The sequence below is a fragment of the Paenibacillus sp. CECT 9249 genome (assembly GCF_918697855.1).
Taxonomy (GTDB): domain Bacteria; phylum Bacillota; class Bacilli; order Paenibacillales; family Paenibacillaceae; genus MSJ-34.
Map to the genome: position 1 here is coordinate 1 of NZ_CAKKLI010000015.1, position 21,341 is coordinate 21,341.

At 48.9% G+C, this 21,341-nt stretch carries 14 protein-coding genes; 12 read left to right on the forward strand and 2 right to left on the reverse strand.

Annotation, left to right across the window (positions count from 1 at the left end):
- Window positions 1-42 precede the first annotated feature (42 nt).
- The 12 genes from LQ229_RS13040 (at window position 43) to LQ229_RS13095 (ending at window position 19,461) form a co-directional block, all read left to right on the forward strand.
- On the forward strand, window positions 43-1,545 hold the full coding sequence (locus LQ229_RS13040) for a histidine kinase (protein ID WP_230191995.1): 1,503 nt from the start codon (window positions 43-45) through the stop codon (window positions 1,543-1,545).
- Entirely contained in the window at window positions 1,520-3,124 is a 1,605-nt protein-coding gene (locus LQ229_RS13045) for a response regulator (protein ID WP_216540190.1), read from the forward strand. Before LQ229_RS13040 ends, LQ229_RS13045 begins: the two co-directional genes overlap by 26 nt.
- 166 nt (window positions 3,125-3,290) lie before the next feature.
- The gene (locus LQ229_RS13050; protein WP_230191951.1) at window positions 3,291-4,586 is read left to right on the forward strand and encodes an extracellular solute-binding protein; all 1,296 of its coding nucleotides are present in this window, start codon (window positions 3,291-3,293) and stop codon (window positions 4,584-4,586) included.
- An 89-nt stretch (window positions 4,587-4,675) separates the two neighbouring features.
- The gene (locus LQ229_RS13055; protein ID WP_216540188.1) at window positions 4,676-5,557 is read left to right on the forward strand and encodes a sugar ABC transporter permease; all 882 of its coding nucleotides are present in this window, start codon (window positions 4,676-4,678) and stop codon (window positions 5,555-5,557) included.
- Window positions 5,554-6,387: a carbohydrate ABC transporter permease gene (locus tag LQ229_RS13060; RefSeq protein WP_230191952.1), complete on the forward strand. Its 834-nt coding sequence runs from the start codon at window positions 5,554-5,556 to the stop codon at window positions 6,385-6,387. Before LQ229_RS13055 ends, LQ229_RS13060 begins: the two co-directional genes overlap by 4 nt.
- A 143-nt stretch (window positions 6,388-6,530) precedes the next feature.
- The gene (locus LQ229_RS13065; protein ID WP_230191953.1) at window positions 6,531-10,301 is read left to right on the forward strand and encodes an S-layer homology domain-containing protein; all 3,771 of its coding nucleotides are present in this window, start codon (window positions 6,531-6,533) and stop codon (window positions 10,299-10,301) included.
- A 368-nt stretch (window positions 10,302-10,669) separates the two neighbouring features.
- Window positions 10,670-11,596: a macrolide 2'-phosphotransferase gene (locus tag LQ229_RS13070; protein ID WP_230191954.1), complete on the forward strand. Its 927-nt coding sequence runs from the start codon at window positions 10,670-10,672 to the stop codon at window positions 11,594-11,596.
- Between the two features lie 803 nt (window positions 11,597-12,399).
- Window positions 12,400-13,446 carry a LacI family DNA-binding transcriptional regulator gene (locus LQ229_RS13075; RefSeq protein ID WP_216540184.1) on the forward strand — a complete coding sequence of 349 codons (1,047 nt, stop codon included), beginning with the start codon at window positions 12,400-12,402 and terminating at the stop codon, window positions 13,444-13,446.
- 229 nt (window positions 13,447-13,675) lie between these two features.
- Window positions 13,676-14,980: an alpha-galactosidase gene (melA, locus tag LQ229_RS13080; RefSeq protein ID WP_230191955.1), complete on the forward strand. Its 1,305-nt coding sequence runs from the start codon at window positions 13,676-13,678 to the stop codon at window positions 14,978-14,980.
- Between the two features lie 25 nt (window positions 14,981-15,005).
- Window positions 15,006-15,944, forward strand: a complete 939-nt coding sequence (locus LQ229_RS13085; protein ID WP_216540182.1) for a carbohydrate kinase family protein — start codon at window positions 15,006-15,008, stop codon at window positions 15,942-15,944.
- Between the two features lie 206 nt (window positions 15,945-16,150).
- Window positions 16,151-18,031: a molecular chaperone HtpG gene (htpG, locus tag LQ229_RS13090; protein ID WP_216540181.1), complete on the forward strand. Its 1,881-nt coding sequence runs from the start codon at window positions 16,151-16,153 to the stop codon at window positions 18,029-18,031.
- A gap of 269 nt (window positions 18,032-18,300) precedes the next feature.
- On the forward strand, window positions 18,301-19,461 hold the full coding sequence (locus tag LQ229_RS13095) for an SEC-C metal-binding domain-containing protein (RefSeq protein ID WP_230191956.1): 1,161 nt from the start codon (window positions 18,301-18,303) through the stop codon (window positions 19,459-19,461).
- A 70-nt stretch (window positions 19,462-19,531) separates the two neighbouring features.
- On the opposite strand, the gene LQ229_RS13100 is transcribed toward LQ229_RS13095, so the two are convergent.
- Window positions 19,532-20,614 carry a serine hydrolase gene (locus LQ229_RS13100; protein WP_230191957.1) on the reverse strand — a complete coding sequence of 361 codons (1,083 nt, stop codon included), beginning with the start codon at window positions 20,612-20,614 and terminating at the stop codon, window positions 19,532-19,534.
- Window positions 20,611-21,189, reverse strand: coding sequence for a TetR/AcrR family transcriptional regulator (locus LQ229_RS13105; protein ID WP_230191958.1), 579 nt, complete (start codon window positions 21,187-21,189; stop codon window positions 20,611-20,613). Before LQ229_RS13105 ends, LQ229_RS13100 begins: the two co-directional genes overlap by 4 nt.
- Between the last annotated feature and the right edge of the window lie 152 nt (window positions 21,190-21,341).

Sequence of the window (21,341 nt, forward strand, 5' to 3'; positions counted from 1 at the left end):
GTGGTAGACTTCACCTAAAAGGTGCTCCTCTCTTTGGGTGTAGTGTTCTCGACAAACACCATTCTACCAAAGATTTGGGCACTTTTTTATGTTTTCAATGAACGGTACTTTCGAAATTTAGGTTTATATTATTACGGCAGTACCCCGGTTAAAGGCTATAATTTCGGCGAACAGGAATGGTTTGCGAAGGCCGCGGTCAGCGAGGATCAATTTGTCCGCTTCACCAACTTCCATTCTACCGACTATCTGCTCAACCATTGGAGCGATGAGACGGTGTCGATCATTACGCCTATTTTCGATGCAAATCCATACAATCTATCCAAACGCGCGTATTTAATGTGCGATTTCAACCTCGATCCGATCATTTCGGACAGAAGCGGAAAGGGAAGTACTCAAATTGCGATCTTTGACGGCATCCATCCCGTCCATTTTGCCGACAACAGCCGGCTTTCGCAAAGCCAGAAAGAAGAAATAACCAGAGCGTTAACGGAACAGACCAAATCTTTCGTTCTGCCCAAGAGCAAGGACAACCCTGTATCTTATCTTGTCGTCAATGAAACATCGCCTATTTCCGGATGGTCTATTCTGGGCATTATGCCGCTTACCGAAATCGAACAAATGCGCCACACCAATACGACTTTTGTGATGACGGTCATTGTAATCGCTTGCATCCTCGTCCTTCTTTTCTCCGGATGGATCTCCAGATCGATTCTGGTTCCGATGCACGGTCTGATTGCGAAATTCAACGAGATCGCCGCGGGGAATCGGGATGTTGTCTTTCAGGAATCCAAAAGCGTTGAAATTAATACCATCGCCGCCACCGCGGAACATATGTTAACGAATATGAATCAATTGACCAATGAAATCGTAGAAGAACAAAAAAAGCTGGCCACGGAACAGTTTAAAGTGTTGCAGCATCAGATTAATCCGCATTTTCTGAACAATGTGCTGCAATCGATTAAGGCAATGGCGGTATGCGGCGATGTGGAATCCATTTCCAGAGCGACTACGTTATTAGGGAAAATCCTCTCCTACTCTGTCTATAATCCATACGAACAAGTGGAGTTGGAACAGGAATTGGCCTATACGGAAAATTATATATTGCTCCAGAACATTCGTTTTAATAATCGGATCACGTACCAGATCGATTGCGACGAGCGGCTCCGAAGTTTCTTGGTTCCTAAACTGATGATTCAGCCGCTTGTGGAGAACGCCATTGAACATGGCTTTCAGCAGCAATGGGAAGGGCATATTGCTATCGTGACGGAAGATACGGAGAACGAATTTTATATCGCGGTTGCCAATAACGGTTCGGTTGTCGATGCATACGAAGTGGCTCGTCTTAATGAGATGCTCTCGAGTCAAGATTCCTACAAACAAAAGAAGAGTATTGGCCTGTTGAACTTGAATCAGCGGTTAAAAAGCTGCTTTGGCCCGCATGCGGGCTTAAAAGTGTTTTCCAGGGAAGGCATGAATACCAGTATTGTCATTACGATTCCTAAAAGGAAGGAGAATCAGTATGTTATCGGCCCTCATCGTGGATGATGAAATATTATCGGTTAAAATGTTGGAACATATTTTGGACTGGGAAAGCTTGGGGATTCGCATCATCGGCACTGCGCACAATGGACTGGAAGCGTTGAATCAATGTTATAAACAAACCCCCAATATTATTATTACGGATATTAAGATGCCTCAATTGAATGGCCTGGATTTTATAAGAAAAATAAGAGAAGTGAATCCCGAGACCGAGTTTATCTTAATTAGCGCCTATGCCGATTTCGATTATGTTAAAAAAGCGATTGAGCTTGGTTGCTCGAACTATATTTTAAAGCCTGTAGACGAGTTCGAATTGGAACGTACATTGCAAAAAATTGCAACGAAAATCAGCGATAAAAAAGCGGCGGAAAAAAATGCGGCAAAAAATCGGATTCAGCACGAAAAACAAGTATTGTACCGTTATATGAGCACAGGAACCAACCCTCTGGCAGCTGCCAAAAGCGCCGTCAATCTGGACATCGATCTTAATTCCTATGCCCTGTTCAGCTTTGTTCTTAGCGATCATTCCATCAATGATTACATCGAAAACAGTGTTCAATTGGATGCGCAGATGGGTTTTATCATGGAACGCATGGCTGCCGTTATGAATCGATTCGGCATAAGCACGCTTTTCGATTATGAGGAATACGTCTGGACCGCCATACTCTCCGGATGCGATTCCAGCCGGCTGCCGCTTTGCGCCGAACAGATGGTTTCTTTCTTCGCCGAAGAGATTCGGATGGAGGTTTATGTTTGTTTCAGCCAACTCGGAAGCGGGATCAACGAATTGCCGCGTCTATTCGATCGCTTGCGTCATTTGAGCCGCTACAGTTTTTATATTGGGGAGGAACGAATATTGGGATACGGGTATAACTGCGAGGAAACCCGATTTGAACAGATGGAATTATTGCCGTTTACCCAAAATATGATGGCTGCTTTACAACGTAACGATATCCGGCAAGCGGCGCAGATTGTGGACGAAGTGCTGCTTATGTCTTGCAAAGCGGATCCCGCTTCGCTCCATCTTTTCTTTGAATTTTGCTACAACGCCGTCTCTGCGGTTCGCGACAAACTTATTGCCGAGAATAAGCTCACGCCGGATACGCGGTATATTCTCAATATAAGCTATAAAGATATATCTCAAATCACGAAAGCAGAAGAGATGAGCGGATTTATGAAGCGATTGCTGTTTGCGATCTCGGAAAATCCGAATGCGGACAGACCTAAATACAGCGCTTTAGTGGAAGCGGGGATTCAATATTTACATGACCATTACGATCGAAATTTGTCTTTGGAGGAAATATGCAACCGTCTCGCAGTCAGTAAAAATTATTTCAGTTATTTGTTCAAACGGGAAACCGGGCAAAACTTATGGGCGTATTTAACGGATGTTCGCCTAAATAAATCGAAAGAATTGTTAAGCGCGACCGACCTGAAGAGCTACGAGATCGCCTATATGGTGGGATATGATAATCCGAGTTATTTCTCCAAACTATTCAAGAAAAGCACCGGGCTTACGCCGAATGAATTCCGTGCGGCCGAAGCGCAGCGTAATAATATGCAAGAAATTCGAAAGCAATCGTAATATTGTTGTAACCGATTTCAAAATCGATTTCGTGTGCATGGAATCGGGTGAACAGTTCATTAATTTAATGCTATAAAACGAGAATAGAGTTCCTTCATAGGTGCCGGGGCAGTTGATATGATGATGCTGAAGGTAAGATCAAGTTACGAGACAGGGGGAAAAATGAATGAAGAAGAGATGGTTACCCATGCTTCTTAGCGCGGTATTGGCAACTTCCATTGTCGCCGGATGCGGAAACGGCCAATCTGCCGGTAATTCTTCCGGATCATCGCCTTCCGGCAAGGCGGATAAGGAGGAGCAAGTGGAAATTCGCATTATGGGCTATAATCCGGAATCTACGCGCGCCACTTATTTGAAGATGCTGGAGGAGAAGTTGCCGAATATTAAAGTTGTATTCGAATTTGTTTCGCTGGACAATTTCAACAATGTGCTGAATTCCCAACTGCAGGCCGGGCAGGGCCCGGACATCATCGAGGTTGGCGGTGAGACCAGACTGCTTGCCAGTGCGGGCCATTTAATGGAGCTTACCGACGAGAGTTTTACTTCCAAGTATGTTCAGTCCGGTCTAACTCCATTTTCCGTGAACGGGAAAGTTTACGCTGCGCCGTTGCAGAGTTGGCACGAGGGGATTTACTATAATAAAGCAATCTTCCGTGAGAACGATATCAAGATTCCGAGAACGTTCGATGAATTTATCCAGATTCATAAGGATTTATCCGCCAAAGGCATTAAGCCTCAAACGATGGGTGCGCAATCCTGGGAGCCTATGATGAAACAGAGCATCGGGCTGGTGAATAACGAATTTTATTCGAATCCGGAGAACCAAGATTTCGACGAGCGATTTAATAGGGGAGAGGTTAAGCTTGCGGAAGCCTGGCTGCCCTATGTGGAACAATGGTCGCGCGTTATTACCGAAGGAATCCTGACCAAAGACATGCTGGGTCTGAGCAACGACCAGGCGCTTGATGAATTTGCTACCGGCAAAGCCGCAATGTTTGAAAGCGGGCCTTGGGACGAGGTCACGATCATGAAGAAGAATCCCGACCTCGAACTCGGCATGTTCCCGTTTCCGGGTCTGACGGAAGGCCCGGGCTGGTTGGTAGGCGGGCCGGGTTCCGCCTTGGCGATCAATGCCAAGACAGCCCATAAGGCTGAAGCGTTGCAAATTTTGGAGCTTACCGCGACGCCGGAGGCGCAGCAAGCACTGGTTAAAGATAACGCCGGAAGTTCGTTTCTTAAAGGCGTGGACATTGATTTGGGCGAAGTCTACGCCGATTGCGAGGAAGCGTTCAAAGCAGGCAACGTATACGCGCCTTGGACCGCCGTCTGGATTTCCGGCAATCCGATTGTCGAAGGATACGGCAAATCGCTGCAAGAAGTGCTTGCAGGTATGAAAACGGTGAAACAGGCTTTGGAAGATGCCGACAACATCAATGATACGATGCGGAAAACGTTGGAATAAGCCGAAATAAACAAAAAAACAAACCGGATTGCGAATCTCCGCACTCCGGTTTGTTCTAGCACTTCATTGGAAAGGGTGGAGTAACAGAAGTGATTGCCAAGCGAAGAGATCGAACTTTTCTGTTGATGATACTCCCGGCTTTTATCGGTTTCGTAATGCTCTTTATTTTGCCTACGATGATGAGTTTTGCCTATAGCGTGACGAACTGGTCGGTTTACAAACCGAACTTTCAATTTGTCGGCCTCGATAACTATACGCAATTATTTGCGGATATGAAGAACATGGCAGCCATTAAACATTCCATCATCTATGCACTGGTCATCACCATCGTGCAAAACGCGCTGTCGATTGTATTTGCGGTGCTGCTGAATCGAAACCGGTTGATGTCCGGCATCGTGAAATCCATCTTCTTTTTCCCTGCCGTCCTGAGCGTTCTGGTTGTCGGTTATTTATTCCAGTACATTATGACTTCGGCGGATTATGGGCTCTTGAACAATATCGTGCAGTTTTTCGGAGGCGATCCGGTCAATTGGTTGGGCGACGACAGGATTGCATTATATTCCGTTTTGTCGACACAGGTCTGGCAATGGACAGGGTGGAGCATGGTCATTTATATCGCTAATTTGAAAAGCATTGACGCATCGCTGTATGAAGCCGCCGAGATCGACGGCGCCGGCAAAATGCAGACGTTTCGGCGCATAACCTTGCCGCTGCTTTATCCTGCAGCTTCCTTTAATATTCTGATGAGCTTGATCGGAGGCTTGAAAGTGTTCGACGTCATTTTTGCCATGACCAAAGGCGGCCCCGGCTATGCGACGGAAACGATTATGACAACGATGATTCGAGAAGGATTCAATACCGGGCGGAACGCTTATGCCTGCGCCATTGCCGTCGTGTTTTTTGTCATCGTATTTGTCATGACGAAGATCATTACCTTCTTGTTGAATAAATGGGAGGAGCGGCTATCATGATAAACAAACGACAAATCGGGAATGTATCCGTAAACCTTCTCTTTGCCCTAATTGGAGCTGTCATGCTGGTCCCCATCTATTATTTGATCGTGACGACCTTCAAAACTCCCGATGAAGCTGCTGCCAGTCCGCTAGGGTTGCCGAGGAGCTTGACGTTCGACAACTATAGCAACGCCCTTGCCGCGATGAATTTCCCGCGAGCGTTGATGAACAACCTGATCATTACCGGTTTCGCGGTTATTCTACTGATCGTTGTTTCCTCCATGGCGGCTTATGTGATCGCTCGAAGCAACAAAAAAATATACAAGTGGATGTTTACCATATTCATGGTCGGTCTCATTATCCCGTTTCAGATCGCCATTATCCCGTTATATAAAATCATTGCCGGACTGCAACTGATGAACACTTTGCCGGGCGTCATTTTGATCAGCGTATTCTGTATCAATCTCCCTCTTTCGATCTATTTGTTCAAAGGATTTATCGGTACGGTGCCGGTAGAGTTGGAAGAAGCTGCCGCCATTGACGGTTATGGAACTTTTCGTACGTTTTGGAACATCGTCTTTCCGTTATTGAAACCGATTGTAGCCACGGTGGCCATTCTCGATGCGCTTGCGGTCTGGAATGATTTTATGACACCGTTGTTGTTCTTGCAGGATCCTAAAAAGGCCGTGCTGCTGCAGGAAGTATACAAGAACGTTGGCCCTTTCTCTACCAACTGGACTTCGTTCTTCCCGATGCTCGTGTTGGCGACGCTGCCTTTGGTCGTTTTCTATTTGATTATGCAGAAAAATATTATTGACGGTGTAGTGGCCGGCTCTGTCAAAGGATGAATGGGGCTGTTTCAGAAAACTATCGATAAGTAAAAAAAATCTGCCTTTCTATACCGGGGGGTAGATTTTTTATATGACGATTTGATTTATAATAATTGAGGGATCATTGCGAATTTTGTTGAATTTATTGAGGGGGAAACTTCATGCTTATGCGGTATACAGGACGAATTCGTCGCACGGTCGCTTTGGTCGTCATTTGTACGCTTCTATTTTCTATTTTCCCTGTGTACGGGGCTTTGGCGAAAGGCTCGTCGGATATTGACGGCCACTGGGCGGAAACCGCTTTGCGCGAATGGATGGAAAAAGGGTGGATTTCAGGATATCCCGACGGCTCAGTTCGACCTGATCGACCGATTACTAGGGCGGAATGGATTGCGCTGATTCACCATATTGCTCCATACCGGGAGCAGGCGGATGCTCGCTTCACAGACATGTCTTCCGACGCATGGTATGTACCGGCCGTATCCGCGGCCGTGGCGGCGGGATATATTACCGGTTACGAGGACGGGACGCTGAAGCCTGGCGATCCGATCAGCAGGCAAGAGGCGGCGGTCATTCTGAGCAGAGTGGGAGCGGATCGGCTTGAGAAGGATCATGAGGACGGAAAGGCGGGCATGGCGTTTCGCGACGAAATCCCCGCCTGGAGTGCGGGTCGAATACAGGACGTGGTGGCGATGGGCTGGATGCAAGGATATCCCGACGGCACCTTCGGCCCGCAGAAACAATTGACTCGCGCGGAAGCGGTCGTTTCATTGGATCGGCTGGCGAAGGCGGTGGCGGCCAAAGATCAAGATGAAGCGCAACTCCGATTTGATCAAGCAGGTACATACGGGCCGTCTTCAGGAGAGAGAACGGTTGAAGGCGATGTCGTCATTGCGGCGGCCGGCGTTACGCTGCAAAATACGAGGATCAAAGGGAGCTTGACGATTGCGGAGTCCGTTGGCGAGGGCAGCGTTGCGCTGCAATGCGTTACGGCGGAGGGAGAGACCGTCGTTCGCGGCGGAGGACGGAACAGCGTCGAAGTGAAAGATTCGAAACTGGAGAAACTGACCGTGCGGAAGCAGGGAGCAGCCGTACGGATCGCAGCTATCGGAGAAACGTCGATTGCCGAAACGATTGTACATTCTGACGCCATTTTGGAAGAAAACGGTCTTACCGGTCAAGGTTTCGTTTCCCTCCGCATTTCCGAAGATATGCCAAAAGAGGGCAAAGTGCTGTTGAGGGGAAACTTCGACAACGTATTCATTAACGGCAGCAATCTTGGAATTGAATTGTTGACGGGGAACATTATGAAACTGGAGGCTGCAAAGGGAGTTACAGGGGTAATCGTCTATTTGGCCAAAGGAACGACGGTTGAGCAAGCGATTCTTCACGCGGGCGTGACGATCATTGGCGAAGGGATCATCAAACAGGGCAGACCCGGTCCCTCTTCGGGGAGTCCAAGCTCATCCTCTTCCGCGCCGGATTCGTCTCCCGGACCGGGAAAACCGAAGCCTAGCGTTACGGGGTATGTGTATACCCCGGAATCGATCGTGTTTACGGGTCTTGACGAGCAAATCCGGATTGCGTTGACGGAGCGATGGAGCGATGGTACGAGCCGTGACGTGACGGCTGATGCTTCTTGGTCGAGCGGTGATGAGAGCATTGCAAAGGTCGACGCGGGACTCGTGACTTCGTCCGGCAGCGGAACGACTCGTATCGCTGTGAAATACGGCGATTTCACAGCGAGCATTCCGGTTTCGGTCGAGGCCGGCCGGCAGCCGACGGTTACGGGATATGTGTACGCCCCGGAATCCATCGCTTTTGACGATCTTGGCTGGCAACGCCAAATTACGTTGACGGAGCAATGGAGTGACGGAACGAGCCGGGATGTTACGGCAGATGCTTCTTGGTCGAGCGGGGACGAGAATGTAGCGACGGTGGAAGCGGGCCGGGTTGCCCCTATCGGTAACGGAGCGACTTATATTACGGTTGAATACGGCGAATTTACAGCGAGCATCCCGGTTTCGGTCGATGTGATCGAGGAGCCAACGGTGACGGGTTATGAATATATCCCGAATTCTATCGCGTTTGCCGCTCTTGGCCTGCAACTCCAGATTACGTTGACGGAGCAATGGAGCGACGGAACGAGCCGGGATGTCACAGCCGAGGCGTTCTGGTCGAGCGGAGATGAGAGTATAGCTATGGTGGGCGCCGGACTCGTAACCTCCGTTGGCGACGGCATGACCGAGATCGCGGTCACCTATGGCGATTTCAACGCAAGGATTCCGGTTACGGTTACGAGTCCGGGAGAGTACATGCTTCAGGTAAGCGTCGATAACGTTTCGCCGCAGGCGGGCGCGGCAAGTACGTTGCGCTTTGCAGTCAGAGATAAGGACGGTCAAATCGTTTCCCATCTCAACGGACGCAAAACTGTGAAGCTGTCGGGAATGTCCGCCGCTCCGGACGGCAGTTTCGGTGCTTGGAACGGCGCGCCGATCGCAAGCGCGTCTCCATCGGTGGACGTTGAATTCACGAACGGCGTTGCGGAGGCCCAACTTGCGCTGCATCATGCGATGCCGCAAATATTGTCATTTACAGTAGAAGGAGTCTCTCTGTCTGCAATGATCGTTATAACTCCAACGGTTTCCGATTTCGCACAGCTGCAAATCGCCACACAACCCAGCGGCGCGGTCCAAGGCAAGGCGTTCGATGTGCAGCCGGTAATCCGCTTAACAGACGCTTACGGCAATCTGACCAAATTCTTCCCTTTTATCGTTCAGGCTCAGGTCTCTGAAGGGAACGCTGCATTGATTGGGATGACGACAGCCATAGCGATGGAAGGTATCGCTGCTTTCGCGGATCTTGGCTTGACGGGCGATGCCTCGGAGGTCGTTCTTTCGTTTACTGCTGGCAATGTGAGCGTGCGCAGCAATCCCATCCCAGTCAAATCTTTCGACAGCGGAAGCGGTACGGAAACCGATCCGTATGTCATCAAGACGGCCGCGCAGCTAGATCGTGTCCGCGATCATTTGAACGCAAGTTTTGTTCTTGGAGCGGATATCGACTTTGCGGGCACGGATTATTATACCGGAACGGGATGGTCGGGGATCGGAAGCGCCGATCGTCCGTTTACCGGATCGTTCGACGGCCGTAATCATGCGATTCGCAATCTGTTCATCGATAATCCCGGAGGTATTAGTAACATTGGGCTGTTCGGGGTGACAGCCGGGCAAGCGCGCATTCAAAACCTTAGATTAGTCGGCGTCAACGTGAAGGGGGGCATAAACTCATCTTCCTTGATCAGCGTTATGGGGGGCGGCACGGTAAAGAACGTTCATGTGCAAGGCGTTGTAAAGGGAGATGTCTTTTATACCGGCGGATTGATAGGGATCATAGAATCGGGCGCCGTTGTGCAACAATCGTCGGCCGATATTCGTCTTGATTCAATGAACGTTTTGGCTGCCGGCGGGTTAGCGGGTGTGAATAGCGGAACGATTTCCCAATCGTTTGCGATTGGGAGGGCGGAAGCCAACCATAGAGAATTCGGCGGCCTTGTCGGAAGCAATTATGGCACCATTGAAAACTCTTATTCTACCGTAGAAGTGGTAGGAGGAACGGTTTCCGTTGGAGGTTTGGCGGGTAATAATGAGAGTGGAGGACGCGTCATCAACTCGTATGCCGCCGGATTGATTAGCAGCAGCGCTGTCGACAGAGGCGGGTTGATCGGCACAAATTCGGGGTCCGTGACAGACTCCTATTATGATCAAGAGGTGTCGAAACAATCAGATACGGGCAAAGGGACGCCTAAGACGACCGCAGAGATGAAGAAAGGCGGGACATTTGCCGGTTGGCTTTTCCCCGGCATATGGGGGATGAAGGAGAACCAAACCTATCCTTATTTACAATGGGAATTGACTATGAATCAGCCTTAATCATATCAATGCTTGCGAATAAAATGTCACTCATGTTATAGTACTTGTAATTTACCGAATGGAGGGTCGCGTGTGATAGATCATTCTCGAATAAGCAACTAATGCAAATCATTGCAAATTTGCTATGTCACTCTGCTTGTGCGCGGAGTAATCGAGATTGGTATGCCTATCCACGGGAACTTTTGTTAATTTATATGTGCGGGAGAAGACTTTCTCTGTCTCTGTAAACAATACGGGGAAAGTCGTCTTCTTGGTTTGCGTATGAATGAACCTTCGGTTGAGGATATTCCTTTTTTCGATTACGAAAAGCACAGGCGGCGATGCGTCTGTGTTTTTTATTTTTCTGAATAAAAGGAGTGCATGTTCGAATGACAAGATTACATTCCAATCAATCGACGATAAATGAATTGCTGCTCGCCGCAGCGCAACATGGGCTAAGGTTGAAAGCCGAAGGAGTCGAAATCAACGAGTCGGGGATGGATTTCCTCGTCGCGTTCGCGGCGGATGAAGCCGGCAAGCCATGGGTGCTCCGCAAGCCGAGGCGTTCCGATGTATGGGAGCGGGCGGACAATGAGCATAAAGCGCTTAAGCTGGTAGGAGAAAGGCTTCCGGTCGATGTGCCGGATTGGCGCATTGTTACGCCGGAGCTGATTGCGTACCCATTGCTTGAAGGGCAGCCGATCGCGACGGTAGATCCGGCGGGCAGCGGATACGTTTGGCGATATGAGCAGCAGTCGCTCACCGATGTTTTCTTCGATTCGCTCGCCGAAGCTTTGGCCGCGCTGCATCATACCGATCATGATGCGGCAGCCCAGGCGGGCATTCGCGTCAAAGCGCCGCAAGAAGCCCGCAAGGCGTTCGCCGACAATATCGAGGAGATTAAGCGCAGCTTCACGATCCCAGATCAACTGCATGAACGATGGTCGGACTGGCTGGCGACGGATTCTTATTGGCCCGAACATTCCACCTTGAACCATGGCGACTTGCATCCGCCTCACATTCTCGTCGACGAGACGCAGCGCGTGACGGGATTCATTGATTGGACGGAGGCGGAAGTTGCCGATCCGGGTAAAGATTTTGTCATCTACTATGCTCTCTTCGGCGAAGAAGGGCTTCGGGATTTGCTCCGGCGGTACGAGAAGGCGGGCGGCAAGGTACGGCCGCGCATGCATAAACATATTGCCGAACAATGGGCTGCTTACCCGGCGCTGGCAGCCAAATTCGCGCTAGTCACCGGGAAAGAAGCCGATATGGAGATGGCCAGAGGCATGATTGCGAACTGGAATGCGGGTTAGTGCGTTTCATTCAGTGAAGTTCGACTCGGGGCTGCACGCACAAGTTGTAAGAAATACAACATACTGAGGGATGAAAAGGCAGCATGGGCCGCTATGTTGCACATTGTGCAGCATAATCTCAAGTGAAGCGGCAAGATGGCCCGTTTTGACCCCAAAAAGTTGTATAAACTACAACATGGCCATCATGGTCGTAAGAAGAAGGTACGAAATGTTGTATTTTGTACAAGGTGGCCCCCCAGCGTTCGCACGCAGGCTTGAAACTTGCATCCGATACGTACAACTGATCTAATCTCCAAGACTGTACCAATTACGCAGATTGGGGAGGTGACATGTAACCTTTCTTTGAGCTTCCGATTCAACCGCTGGAGATGCGTCTTCAGCGGTCTTTTTTAAACTTACGGAGTTTAAGTTCCTGACAACGCCCCCGGTAATGACCTGCTTTCCGTCCGTTCATTGGAATTGATCCAACGACTCATCCTTATACATTGCATCATGCGTCGTTTCATTGGAATCTGTCCAATAAAAACTTCTCAAATCGGCTAAAAAACGAAAAAACGGCTTGAATCTGTCGGATCATTTCCAACGAAGCCCCGTTTTTTACCATGAAATTGCCAATGTCATTGGACATATTCCAATGATCGGTCTCCGAGTCTAGAAAACATTCGATCGAAATGAATAAAACCGCATTACAAACCATCTATCAAATTGACCGCCCGCCCCATTTGACAAGAAAGAAGAAAAATGGATATGATGAACATCAGTAAAACGTTTGGGCAATCGATGTGTCCGAAGGAGCTGGTATTATGGCGACATTAAAGGATATCGCGGAACGGGTAGGCGTATCCATTTCCACCGTGTCCAGAGTCATCAATAACGACAACAGCAAAGTTGTCAGCGCGGCGACCCGGGACAAAATTTGGAAAGCGGTCGAAGAGCTGGGATATAAACCGAACGTTTGGGCCAGGAAGCTCGTCAAAGGCGAGGATTTGCCTCCATCCTCCGGCAAAAAAGCAGGCGCCATCCTTTCCGTGCCGCAGGGGAACTTCTCGAATCCTTATTTTTCGCTTGTCGTCAAGGGCATTCAGCAGGGACTGGCGGAAAGAGGCTATGAATTGTCGTATCTTCATACGATCGACGAGCTGCAGAACCCTGCCGTCAAACAGAAAGTGATGAAAGACATCCGCGTCGACGGCTTGATCATCGTTGAAGGCATTGACAGCAAACTGTATGAATATTTCAAAAAGAACGTGAATGTCATCGTCGGCGTCGATCTGAACGATCCGACGATTCCAACCGTCTCTTACGACCGCATCTCCGCCGCCAAGACCGCGGTCGACCATCTCATATCGCAAGGGCATTGCAAAATCGGCTTTATCGGCGGCCTCGGCCTGTCGAAGAACATTCGTCGGGAAAAAAGATTTCGCGGTTATTATTACGCCTTAATGGAGGCCGGCCTGGAGCTGAACGAAGCATGGATTATCGACGCCCACTGGCAAATCGAGAACAGTTATGAATCGATGAAACGGCTGTTGGAACAGGGAGGGCCGATCCCGACCGCCTTTTTCGTGGCCAGCGACGTGATGGCTATCGCCGCGATGCGCGCCGCATCCGAACACGGGCTTCGCATTCCGCAGGACATGGCTTTCGTCGGCGTAGACAATATCGACTTATCGCAGTATACCTCCCCTCCCTTATCGACGATTCATGTGCCGAAGTACGAAATCGGCCTGACCGCCGCCCGCCTGCTTGCGGATTATTTGGAAGAACGAAGCAACATCCCCGTCAAAGTGCTTCTTCCCTATGAATTGAAAATAAGGCAATCTTCCACAAACTTTGATGGCAACGATTAAATCGAAACTCCGCAAGGAGTTTTTTTCTTTTACCCAAACGTTTTCCTAACAAATCAATAAACCTTGAGTTTCTAAAATGTTGAAAAACACGACCATTACGCAATTTTTCTCATTGACAGAAAAAAGGCGAAGCGATAGAATCTAAGTATAAAGTTTGGGGCAAAAATGACGCAAAACAAATCAAATTTGTGCCCAAAAAAAGAAGGGTTCAAGGATGAGGAGGATGGACATGACGAAAATTAGCATTGTAGGCGCGGGCAGCGCCTTTACGCAGTACATCGTTGTCGATATTGCGAACATTCCGGGGTTGGGGGAAGATGTGACGATCGGTTTGATCGACATCGATGCGAAACGGCTTGAAATTGCCAAGCAACTTGTCGAAAAAGTGATCTCCGTCAAGAACAACGGATGGAAGGTCGTCGCATCTCTCGATCGCAAGGAAGTGCTGCCGGGTTCGGATTTTGTCATTAACCAAATCGAAGTGGCCGGTCTGCAGACGGTCAAGTATGAATACGAGATTCCTTTGAAATACGGCGTCAAGCAATGCATCGGCGACACGCTCGGGCCGGGCGGCCTGTTCAAAACATTGCGTACGGTTCCGGCATGGCTTGAAATCGTGAGAGATATCGAGCGTTATTGCCCGCAATCGATCATATTGAATTATACGAATCCGATGTCGGCGGTAACGCTGGCGACCGTCAAATCGACTTCCGTGCCTGTCGTCGGATTATGTCACTCGATTCAAAATACTTCTTCGCAGCTTGCGGAATATTTGGGCGTGCCGTATGAGGAGTTGAAGTGGAGAGCGGGAGGCATCAATCATATGTCGTGGTTTGTCGAACTGACTCATCAAGGGAAAGACATGTACCCCGTCTTAAAAGAAAAGATGAAGGATCCGGAATTGTTGAAAAAGGACCCGGTCCGTTTGGACGCGATGGCGCACTTGGGCATGTTCGTCTCGGAATCGAGCGGCCACTTCTCGGAATATATTCCGTATTACCGCAAGCGCCAAGATTTGATCGACCGTCATTGCGGTGTCGGTTATAATGGAGGCACAGGCTTCTATGCGAACAACTGGCCGACCTGGAGAGCGGAGAACGACCGCAACATTATGGAGAAAGTATCGGGAGAGCAGGAACTCGATTTGACGTCATCGAATGAATATGCTGCTGTCATTATCGATGCGGTAGTCAACAACACGCCGCGCGTCATTTACGGCAATGTGCCGAATACGGGGCTGATCGACAATTTGCCAAGCGACGGCATCGTCGAAGTGGCGTGCATGGTCGACCGCAACGGCGTCCATCCGACGCATTTCGGCAGGCTGCCGGAGCATTTGGCGGCATTGTGCAAGAGCAACATGTCTTACTTCGAACTCGCCGTATCCGCCGTCCTCAACAAGGATAAAGAGATGGCGATTCATGCGCTGATGATCGATCCGCTCACGGCGGCCGTATGCTCTTTGGACGAAATCAAGGAGATGTTCGAAGAAATGTACGAAGCGGAGAAAGACTATATTCCGGAATTGAAATAGAATCGTGCAAAAAAGAGGGATAGCGATGGCCAACAATATTTTCGTGCTTGGAGAATTGAACGTGGATTTGATTATGACCGGGGAGGACGTCATGCCGGAATGGAATAAGGAGAAGCTCCTTTCCGGCTTCAGCATGGTTCTCGGCTCCTCCTCCGCCATAACGGCGTGCGGCTTGGCCGGGCTCGGGCAACAGGTTTACTTCGTCAGCGTCGTCGGCGACGATCATTACGGGCGATTTTGTTTGGAAGCGTTGGAAAAGATGAAGGTGGATACGAGGTATGTCGTGGTCGATCCGAATAGGCAAACCGGCGTGACGTTGTCGCTCTCCACCGAGCAAGATCGCGCCTTGCTGACGTATATGGGGGCGATTTCCGAACTGTCGCCCGAACATCTTCCGCAGGAAATGTACGAGCAGGCGGACCACATCCATTTCGGTTCCTATTATTTGCAGCGAACGATGAGGGACCATTGGAGCGACGTCTTCCGGGAAGCCGTACAGCGCGGAATCAGCACCTCGTTCGATACCGGATGGGATATCGACGAACAATGGCACCGGGACCAAATTAACGAGCTGCTTCCGTGGACGACGTTATTCATACCGAGCGAAGTGGAATTGAACCGGATTTACGGTGCGGAGCGGCCGGAGCAAGCCTTGGAACAATTGCCCGAAGGAAACGGAGCGGCAGCGGTCAAACGAGGCGCCGCAGGAGCGCTTTATCGAGCGCCGTCAGGCGAATGTATACAGATGCCTGCCTTTAACGTCGTTCCGATCGATACGACGGGAGCGGGCGATTCGTTCAATGCCGGTTTCATCTATAGTTATCTAAACGGGGACTCGCCCGAGCGATGTCTGCAGTTTGCTTCCGCCTGCGGGGCGCTCGCGACGCAACGAATCGGCGGAGCAAGCAGCGTGCCCAGCGTAGCGGATGTGGAGCAATTCATTCAACGCCAGCAATCATTGTAATATGCGAAGGCCGTACCTAGGAGGAGAAGCCAAGGGTGCGGCTTTTGTTATGGAATACAAGCGGACAAACGGTCCGGAAAAAGGAAAGTGCCAAAGTTAAATTCCCCGCCTCGTCTTGCATTGCCCATCAATATATGTTATATAAAAAGAAGAATTAGCACTCTGGATGTGGGAGTGCTAAATGTATGGAAAGGAGACTTGCACACATGGCAAAAAAGCAATTCAAAGCGGAATCGAAACGATTGCTGGAAATGATGATCAATTCGATTTATACGCAGAAGGAAATCTTTTTAAGAGAGCTCATTTCGAATGCGAGCGACGCGATCGATAAAATCTATTACAAAGCGTTGACCGATGAGAATCTGGAGTTTAATCAGGAGAATTATTATATTAAGGTAGCTGCCGACAAGGCGAGCAGAACGTTGACCATTACCGACACAGGGATCGGGATGACGAAAGAAGAACTGGAGAACAACTTGGGGGTCATCGCAAAGAGCGGCTCCTTGGCGTTCAAGAACGAGAACGAAGCCAAAGACGGCCATAATATTATTGGCCAATTCGGCGTCGGCTTCTACTCCGCGTTCATGGTTGCGGACAAAGTGACGGTAGTCAGCAAAGCTATAGGCAGCGAAGAAGCGTTCAAATGGGAATCCGAGGGCGCAGACGGTTATACGATCGTGCCAAGCGAGAAGGATTCGGTCGGAACGGAAATCGTGCTGCATATTAAAGAAAATACGGAAGACGACCAGTACGACGAATATTTGGAAGAATACCGTTTGAGATCAATCATCAAAAAATATTCGGACTTTATCCGTTATCCGATCAAGATGGATGTGAAAGGGCAGCGCCCGAAAGAAGGCAGCGAGAACGAATTCGAGGAATACGAAGAAGAACAAACGATCAACAGCATGGTGCCGATCTGGCGCAAAAACAAGAACGAGCTGAAGCAAGAGGATTACGAAAACTTTTACCATGAAAAACGCTACGGCTTCGACAATCCGCTTACGCATGTTCACATAAAAGCGGACGGAGCGGTCGTATATAACGCGATTTTGTTTATTCCCGAGCATACGCCTTTCGATTATTACACGAAAGAGTATGAGAAAGGGCTGGAGCTCTATTCCAACGGCGTATTGATCATGAACAAATGCGCGGACTTGCTCCCCGATTATTATAGCTTCGTCAAAGGGATGGTCGATTCCGAAGATTTGTCGCTCAACATTTCTCGGGAAATGTTGCAGCATGACCGCCAATTGACGCTAATCGCCAAAAATATTAAGAGCAAAATCAAAAGCCAATTGCTCAGCTTGTTGAAAGACGACCGTGAGAAATACGAGAAGTTCTACAATGCTTTCGGCAGACAACTGAAATTCGGCGTATACAGCGATTACGGAACGCATAAGGAAGAATTGCAAGATTTGCTGCTGTTCTATTCTTCCAAAGAGAAGAAGCTCGTTACGCTGGACGAATACGTATCGAGAATGCCGGAAGACCAGAAGTTCATCTACTACGCTTCCGGAGAATCGATCGAACGGATCGAGAAGCTTCCGCAAACCGAGCTCGTGTCCGATAAAGGCTATGAAATCTTGTATTTCACGGACGATATCGACGAGTTTGCCGTCAAGATGATTATGACCTACAAAGAGAAAGAGTTTAAGTCGGTTTCGAGCGGCGATCTCGGCATCGAGACGGAGGCGGACGACAAGCAGGCCGGTGCGGAAGAAGAAAGCAATAAGGATCTCTTCGAATCGATGAAGAGCATCCTGTCGGAGCAAGTGAAGAACGTAAAAGCGTCCAAACGTCTCAAATCCCATCCCGTATGCCTTTCTACGGAAGGCGAGTTATCGATCGAGATGGAAAAAGTGCTGAAGGCGATGCCGAACGGGCAAGACGTCAAAGCGGACAAAGTGCTTGAGATCAACATTAATCATGAGGTGTTCCAATCGTTAAAAGACGCCTATGAGAAAGATAAAGAGAAGTTCGCTTTGTACACGAATCTGCTGTACAATCAAGCGCTCTTGATTGAAGGATTGCCGATCAACGATCCGCTTGAATTTACGAACAATATTTGCAAAGTTATGGTGTAACCATGGAGGGATCGATTTTCCGATCCCTTTTTATATTGGAGGCGCCGCGTCGTTGTCGTGGGTTTGGCGGACCGTAGAGCCTTTAGTTTCGGGAAAAAGGGCGAAAAGATGAGTCGAGCGGACCTACGATCCCTTATTTGCCTTCGGAAGAGTGAAAACCCGGCCTTCTCAAGCAAACGTCTCCGTTTCCAAACACAGCACAGCGGGTTATTTTCATGTATAATGTAGACAAGGTAGTGTTAACGGATTTAAAAGTAGAGAGGTGCCAAATGATAGATTACAATAGTTTATATGAACAAAAAAACATTCAACATGCCATTATTGGCGATATAATGACCCGTTTGCCGGAAGCTCTTCGCAGCCTGACGAAGGCGAGACTGGCCGCGCTTGCATCCGAATACGGCGCAGCCGGACGTTCCAAGATGAACAAAGAAGATCTGGTCGATGCGCTCGTGCAATATATTACCGCCCCTGATCTTTTAGAATCTTTTTTGTATATTGCGAGTCCCAAAGAGTGGAAGCTGTTTGAATCTCTGGTGAATGGTCCGATCCAAAACAATACCATCCCGTACGGAGATTATTGTCATTTTTTAGACAGGGGCCTGGTGTTCAGCTATTTTACCGATCATAAGTTTTACTTGGTTATGCCTGACGAAGTGAAAGCCGCGTACGCCGCGCTAAATACCGAGACATTCGCGAAATCGCGCGAGAGACGTCAACTCGTGTATCAATATATACTAGCGGCCAGCCATCTATATGGCGCTATTCAACCGGACAAGCTGATCGACATTTTCAATGAACAAAATAGCGAACATCTGACCAGGCAAGAACTCGACCGTTATCTTGACGAGTTTCTCGCCAGAGAGCAGGTCTTCTACTATGAGAACGGGCATATTGTGGAAATGAGCGTCGAAGAGAAAGGGGATCTTGAAACGTTTCTGCACAACAGAGAAGGGAAGCCTTTCTACATTCCGCCCAAGAGCGAGTTTCTTAAATATGCGGACGACCAATATTTCGAAATGACCCCGCAACTAACGGCTTTGAAAAAATATGTTTCCGAACATTTGTGCAAAGATCAACAGATGGTGGAATATTTAATTGACGATGTCCAACTCGCTTGCTCGATGGAAGCCCCGTTGCAGGACATTATTTACGAGTTTGAGAGAAGAGATATTATATTCGATACGATGAAGCAAGCGGAGAAAGTCGTCTCTCTGATCACGGATATCCATAATCATACGAGATTGTGGAGGAACGCCGGACATACTGCGATGGAATTGCGGGAGATATCCGTACCCTCCGGTCAACGGCCAACGAAGGCACCTTTTCAGGTGTTGGTCAATGGGCAGATTGCCTCGAAGAAGATCGGCCGCAACGAGCCTTGTCCTTGCGGCAGCGGATTGAAGTATAAGAAGTGCTGCGGGAAATAAACGATCGGCCAAAAAGCCTGTTCCTTCCGTTCATAGAGGAGCAGGCTTATTTGCTTGCGAATGATGCCCGTTACATTTTCAATAGCGTATCGATCGCTTTGCCCATCAAGCGAATTCCTTTGCGCGTATAGCGAAACTGGTTTAAACTGCCGATGAAATAGCTGTCGAGCGCCGGGTGGTAGAAACTGAACGATCCGGAGTAGCCGAAATTACCCCATACATTATATTTTTGGGGCATAAGAACGGGAACGGTTCGAAACGCCACCAATCCGTATCCGTAATCGATGCCGAGCATAAACTTCGACCAATCCTTCATTTTCTCGAAGCTGTCTTTCCGGATGATCTCATGCTTCGCCAACGATTTCATAAATTTCAGCAAATCTTCGGATGTAGAAACGATGGCCCCTCCCGCATATTCGATGCTGGCGCTTGGGTAGTGCGCCACATTTACCGTACCCGAATAGACGCCGGCGGTCGGGTATTCGTTTCTCCCGATCGGTTCGGAATGGTGCGACATATAAGAATGGACCATTCCAAGCGGCTGAAAAATATAGTGTCGATATGCTTCATGCAAAGGCATCGCCGTAACTGTCTCAATCATAAATCCTAGCAAATGATATCCGGTATCCGAATAATGGAATCCTTTCCCCGGCGGAAAACGGGTCTGTAAATGCTCTTTGGCCCATAAAACAACTTCTTGCGGAGACCAAAAGCGCGAAGGTTCGTCGACGAGGAGATCGAGCATCGCTCTCCCCGATTTGGGCTTATCCAGGAAAAAATCATGCAGCCCGGAAGTATGATTTAATAAATGTTTGATTTTGATCTCATGCGTATACTCTTTACCCTTATATACATGCAGCCGATGCAACAGTTCCGGCTCTATATAGCGGTCGATCGGATCCTCGTAGGAGACTCTGCCTTCCTCTTCCAACATCGCGACGAGAACGGACGTAAACAATTTGGTGACGCTTGCGATATAGTAAGGCTGCTGCGCGTTCGCCGGCAAGTTGCCGGTAGCGCCTTCCGCCATATTCCAATGAACGCCGTGCTTATCCGAATGGACCAGGAAATAGGCGTTAACAATGTTAGGGTCTTTCCGCACCATGTTTCTAAAATGATTCTCAATCCGCGCCTGAGCCAGATCCAGATTCATTCCCTCGCTCCTTTCTTGCGCAAACGGGCGGCAGTCAGCACATCCGCCGCGGCGCTGTCCAACATGCCGATTTCCCATGCTTCATCCGTATGTTCCGGCAGAAGCCCGTTTGCGGCCATGACCGACAGCCCCAGTTGAAAAATTCTCATTTTCAGCAAAATCGTTCTCAATTCCTCGCCGGTAAATCCGTCCAGTTGAGGATCTCGCTTCATTTGTTCGATCAAAATGCCCATTTCGTTGTCGTAATCTTGCATATGCGGATTAGGCTTCATGACCAAATCCCGGAACAGCGCCGGATACTCCTTCGCAAAGCGCAGGCTGGCCAAGCCGATATCGCGGAACGGATCTCCCGTAGCATGCCGCATTAACATGTCCCGGCTCATGTCGGCAATTTTATGGATCACTTCCCGGACCAATTCGTCGACATCCTCGAAATTGACATAGATCGGAGCGATGGAACTGCCCAACTTCTCGGCGATTTTGCGGATCGTAATGCTGCCGATGCCTTCGGTTTTGGCGATTTCGAAAGCGGCGTCGACAATTTGTTCTCTAGCGAACTTTTTTTTCGGCGGCATGGACGGACCTCCTTGGATCATTAATATATACCAATTGATATATATCATATGATATTTATTGAAAATTGTATAGGGTGAAGTTTCCAAACAATCCGTGGTTGCATATACTCTATTTCATTCCCTTTTGTCGATATCCCTTTTGTTCAGAAAGT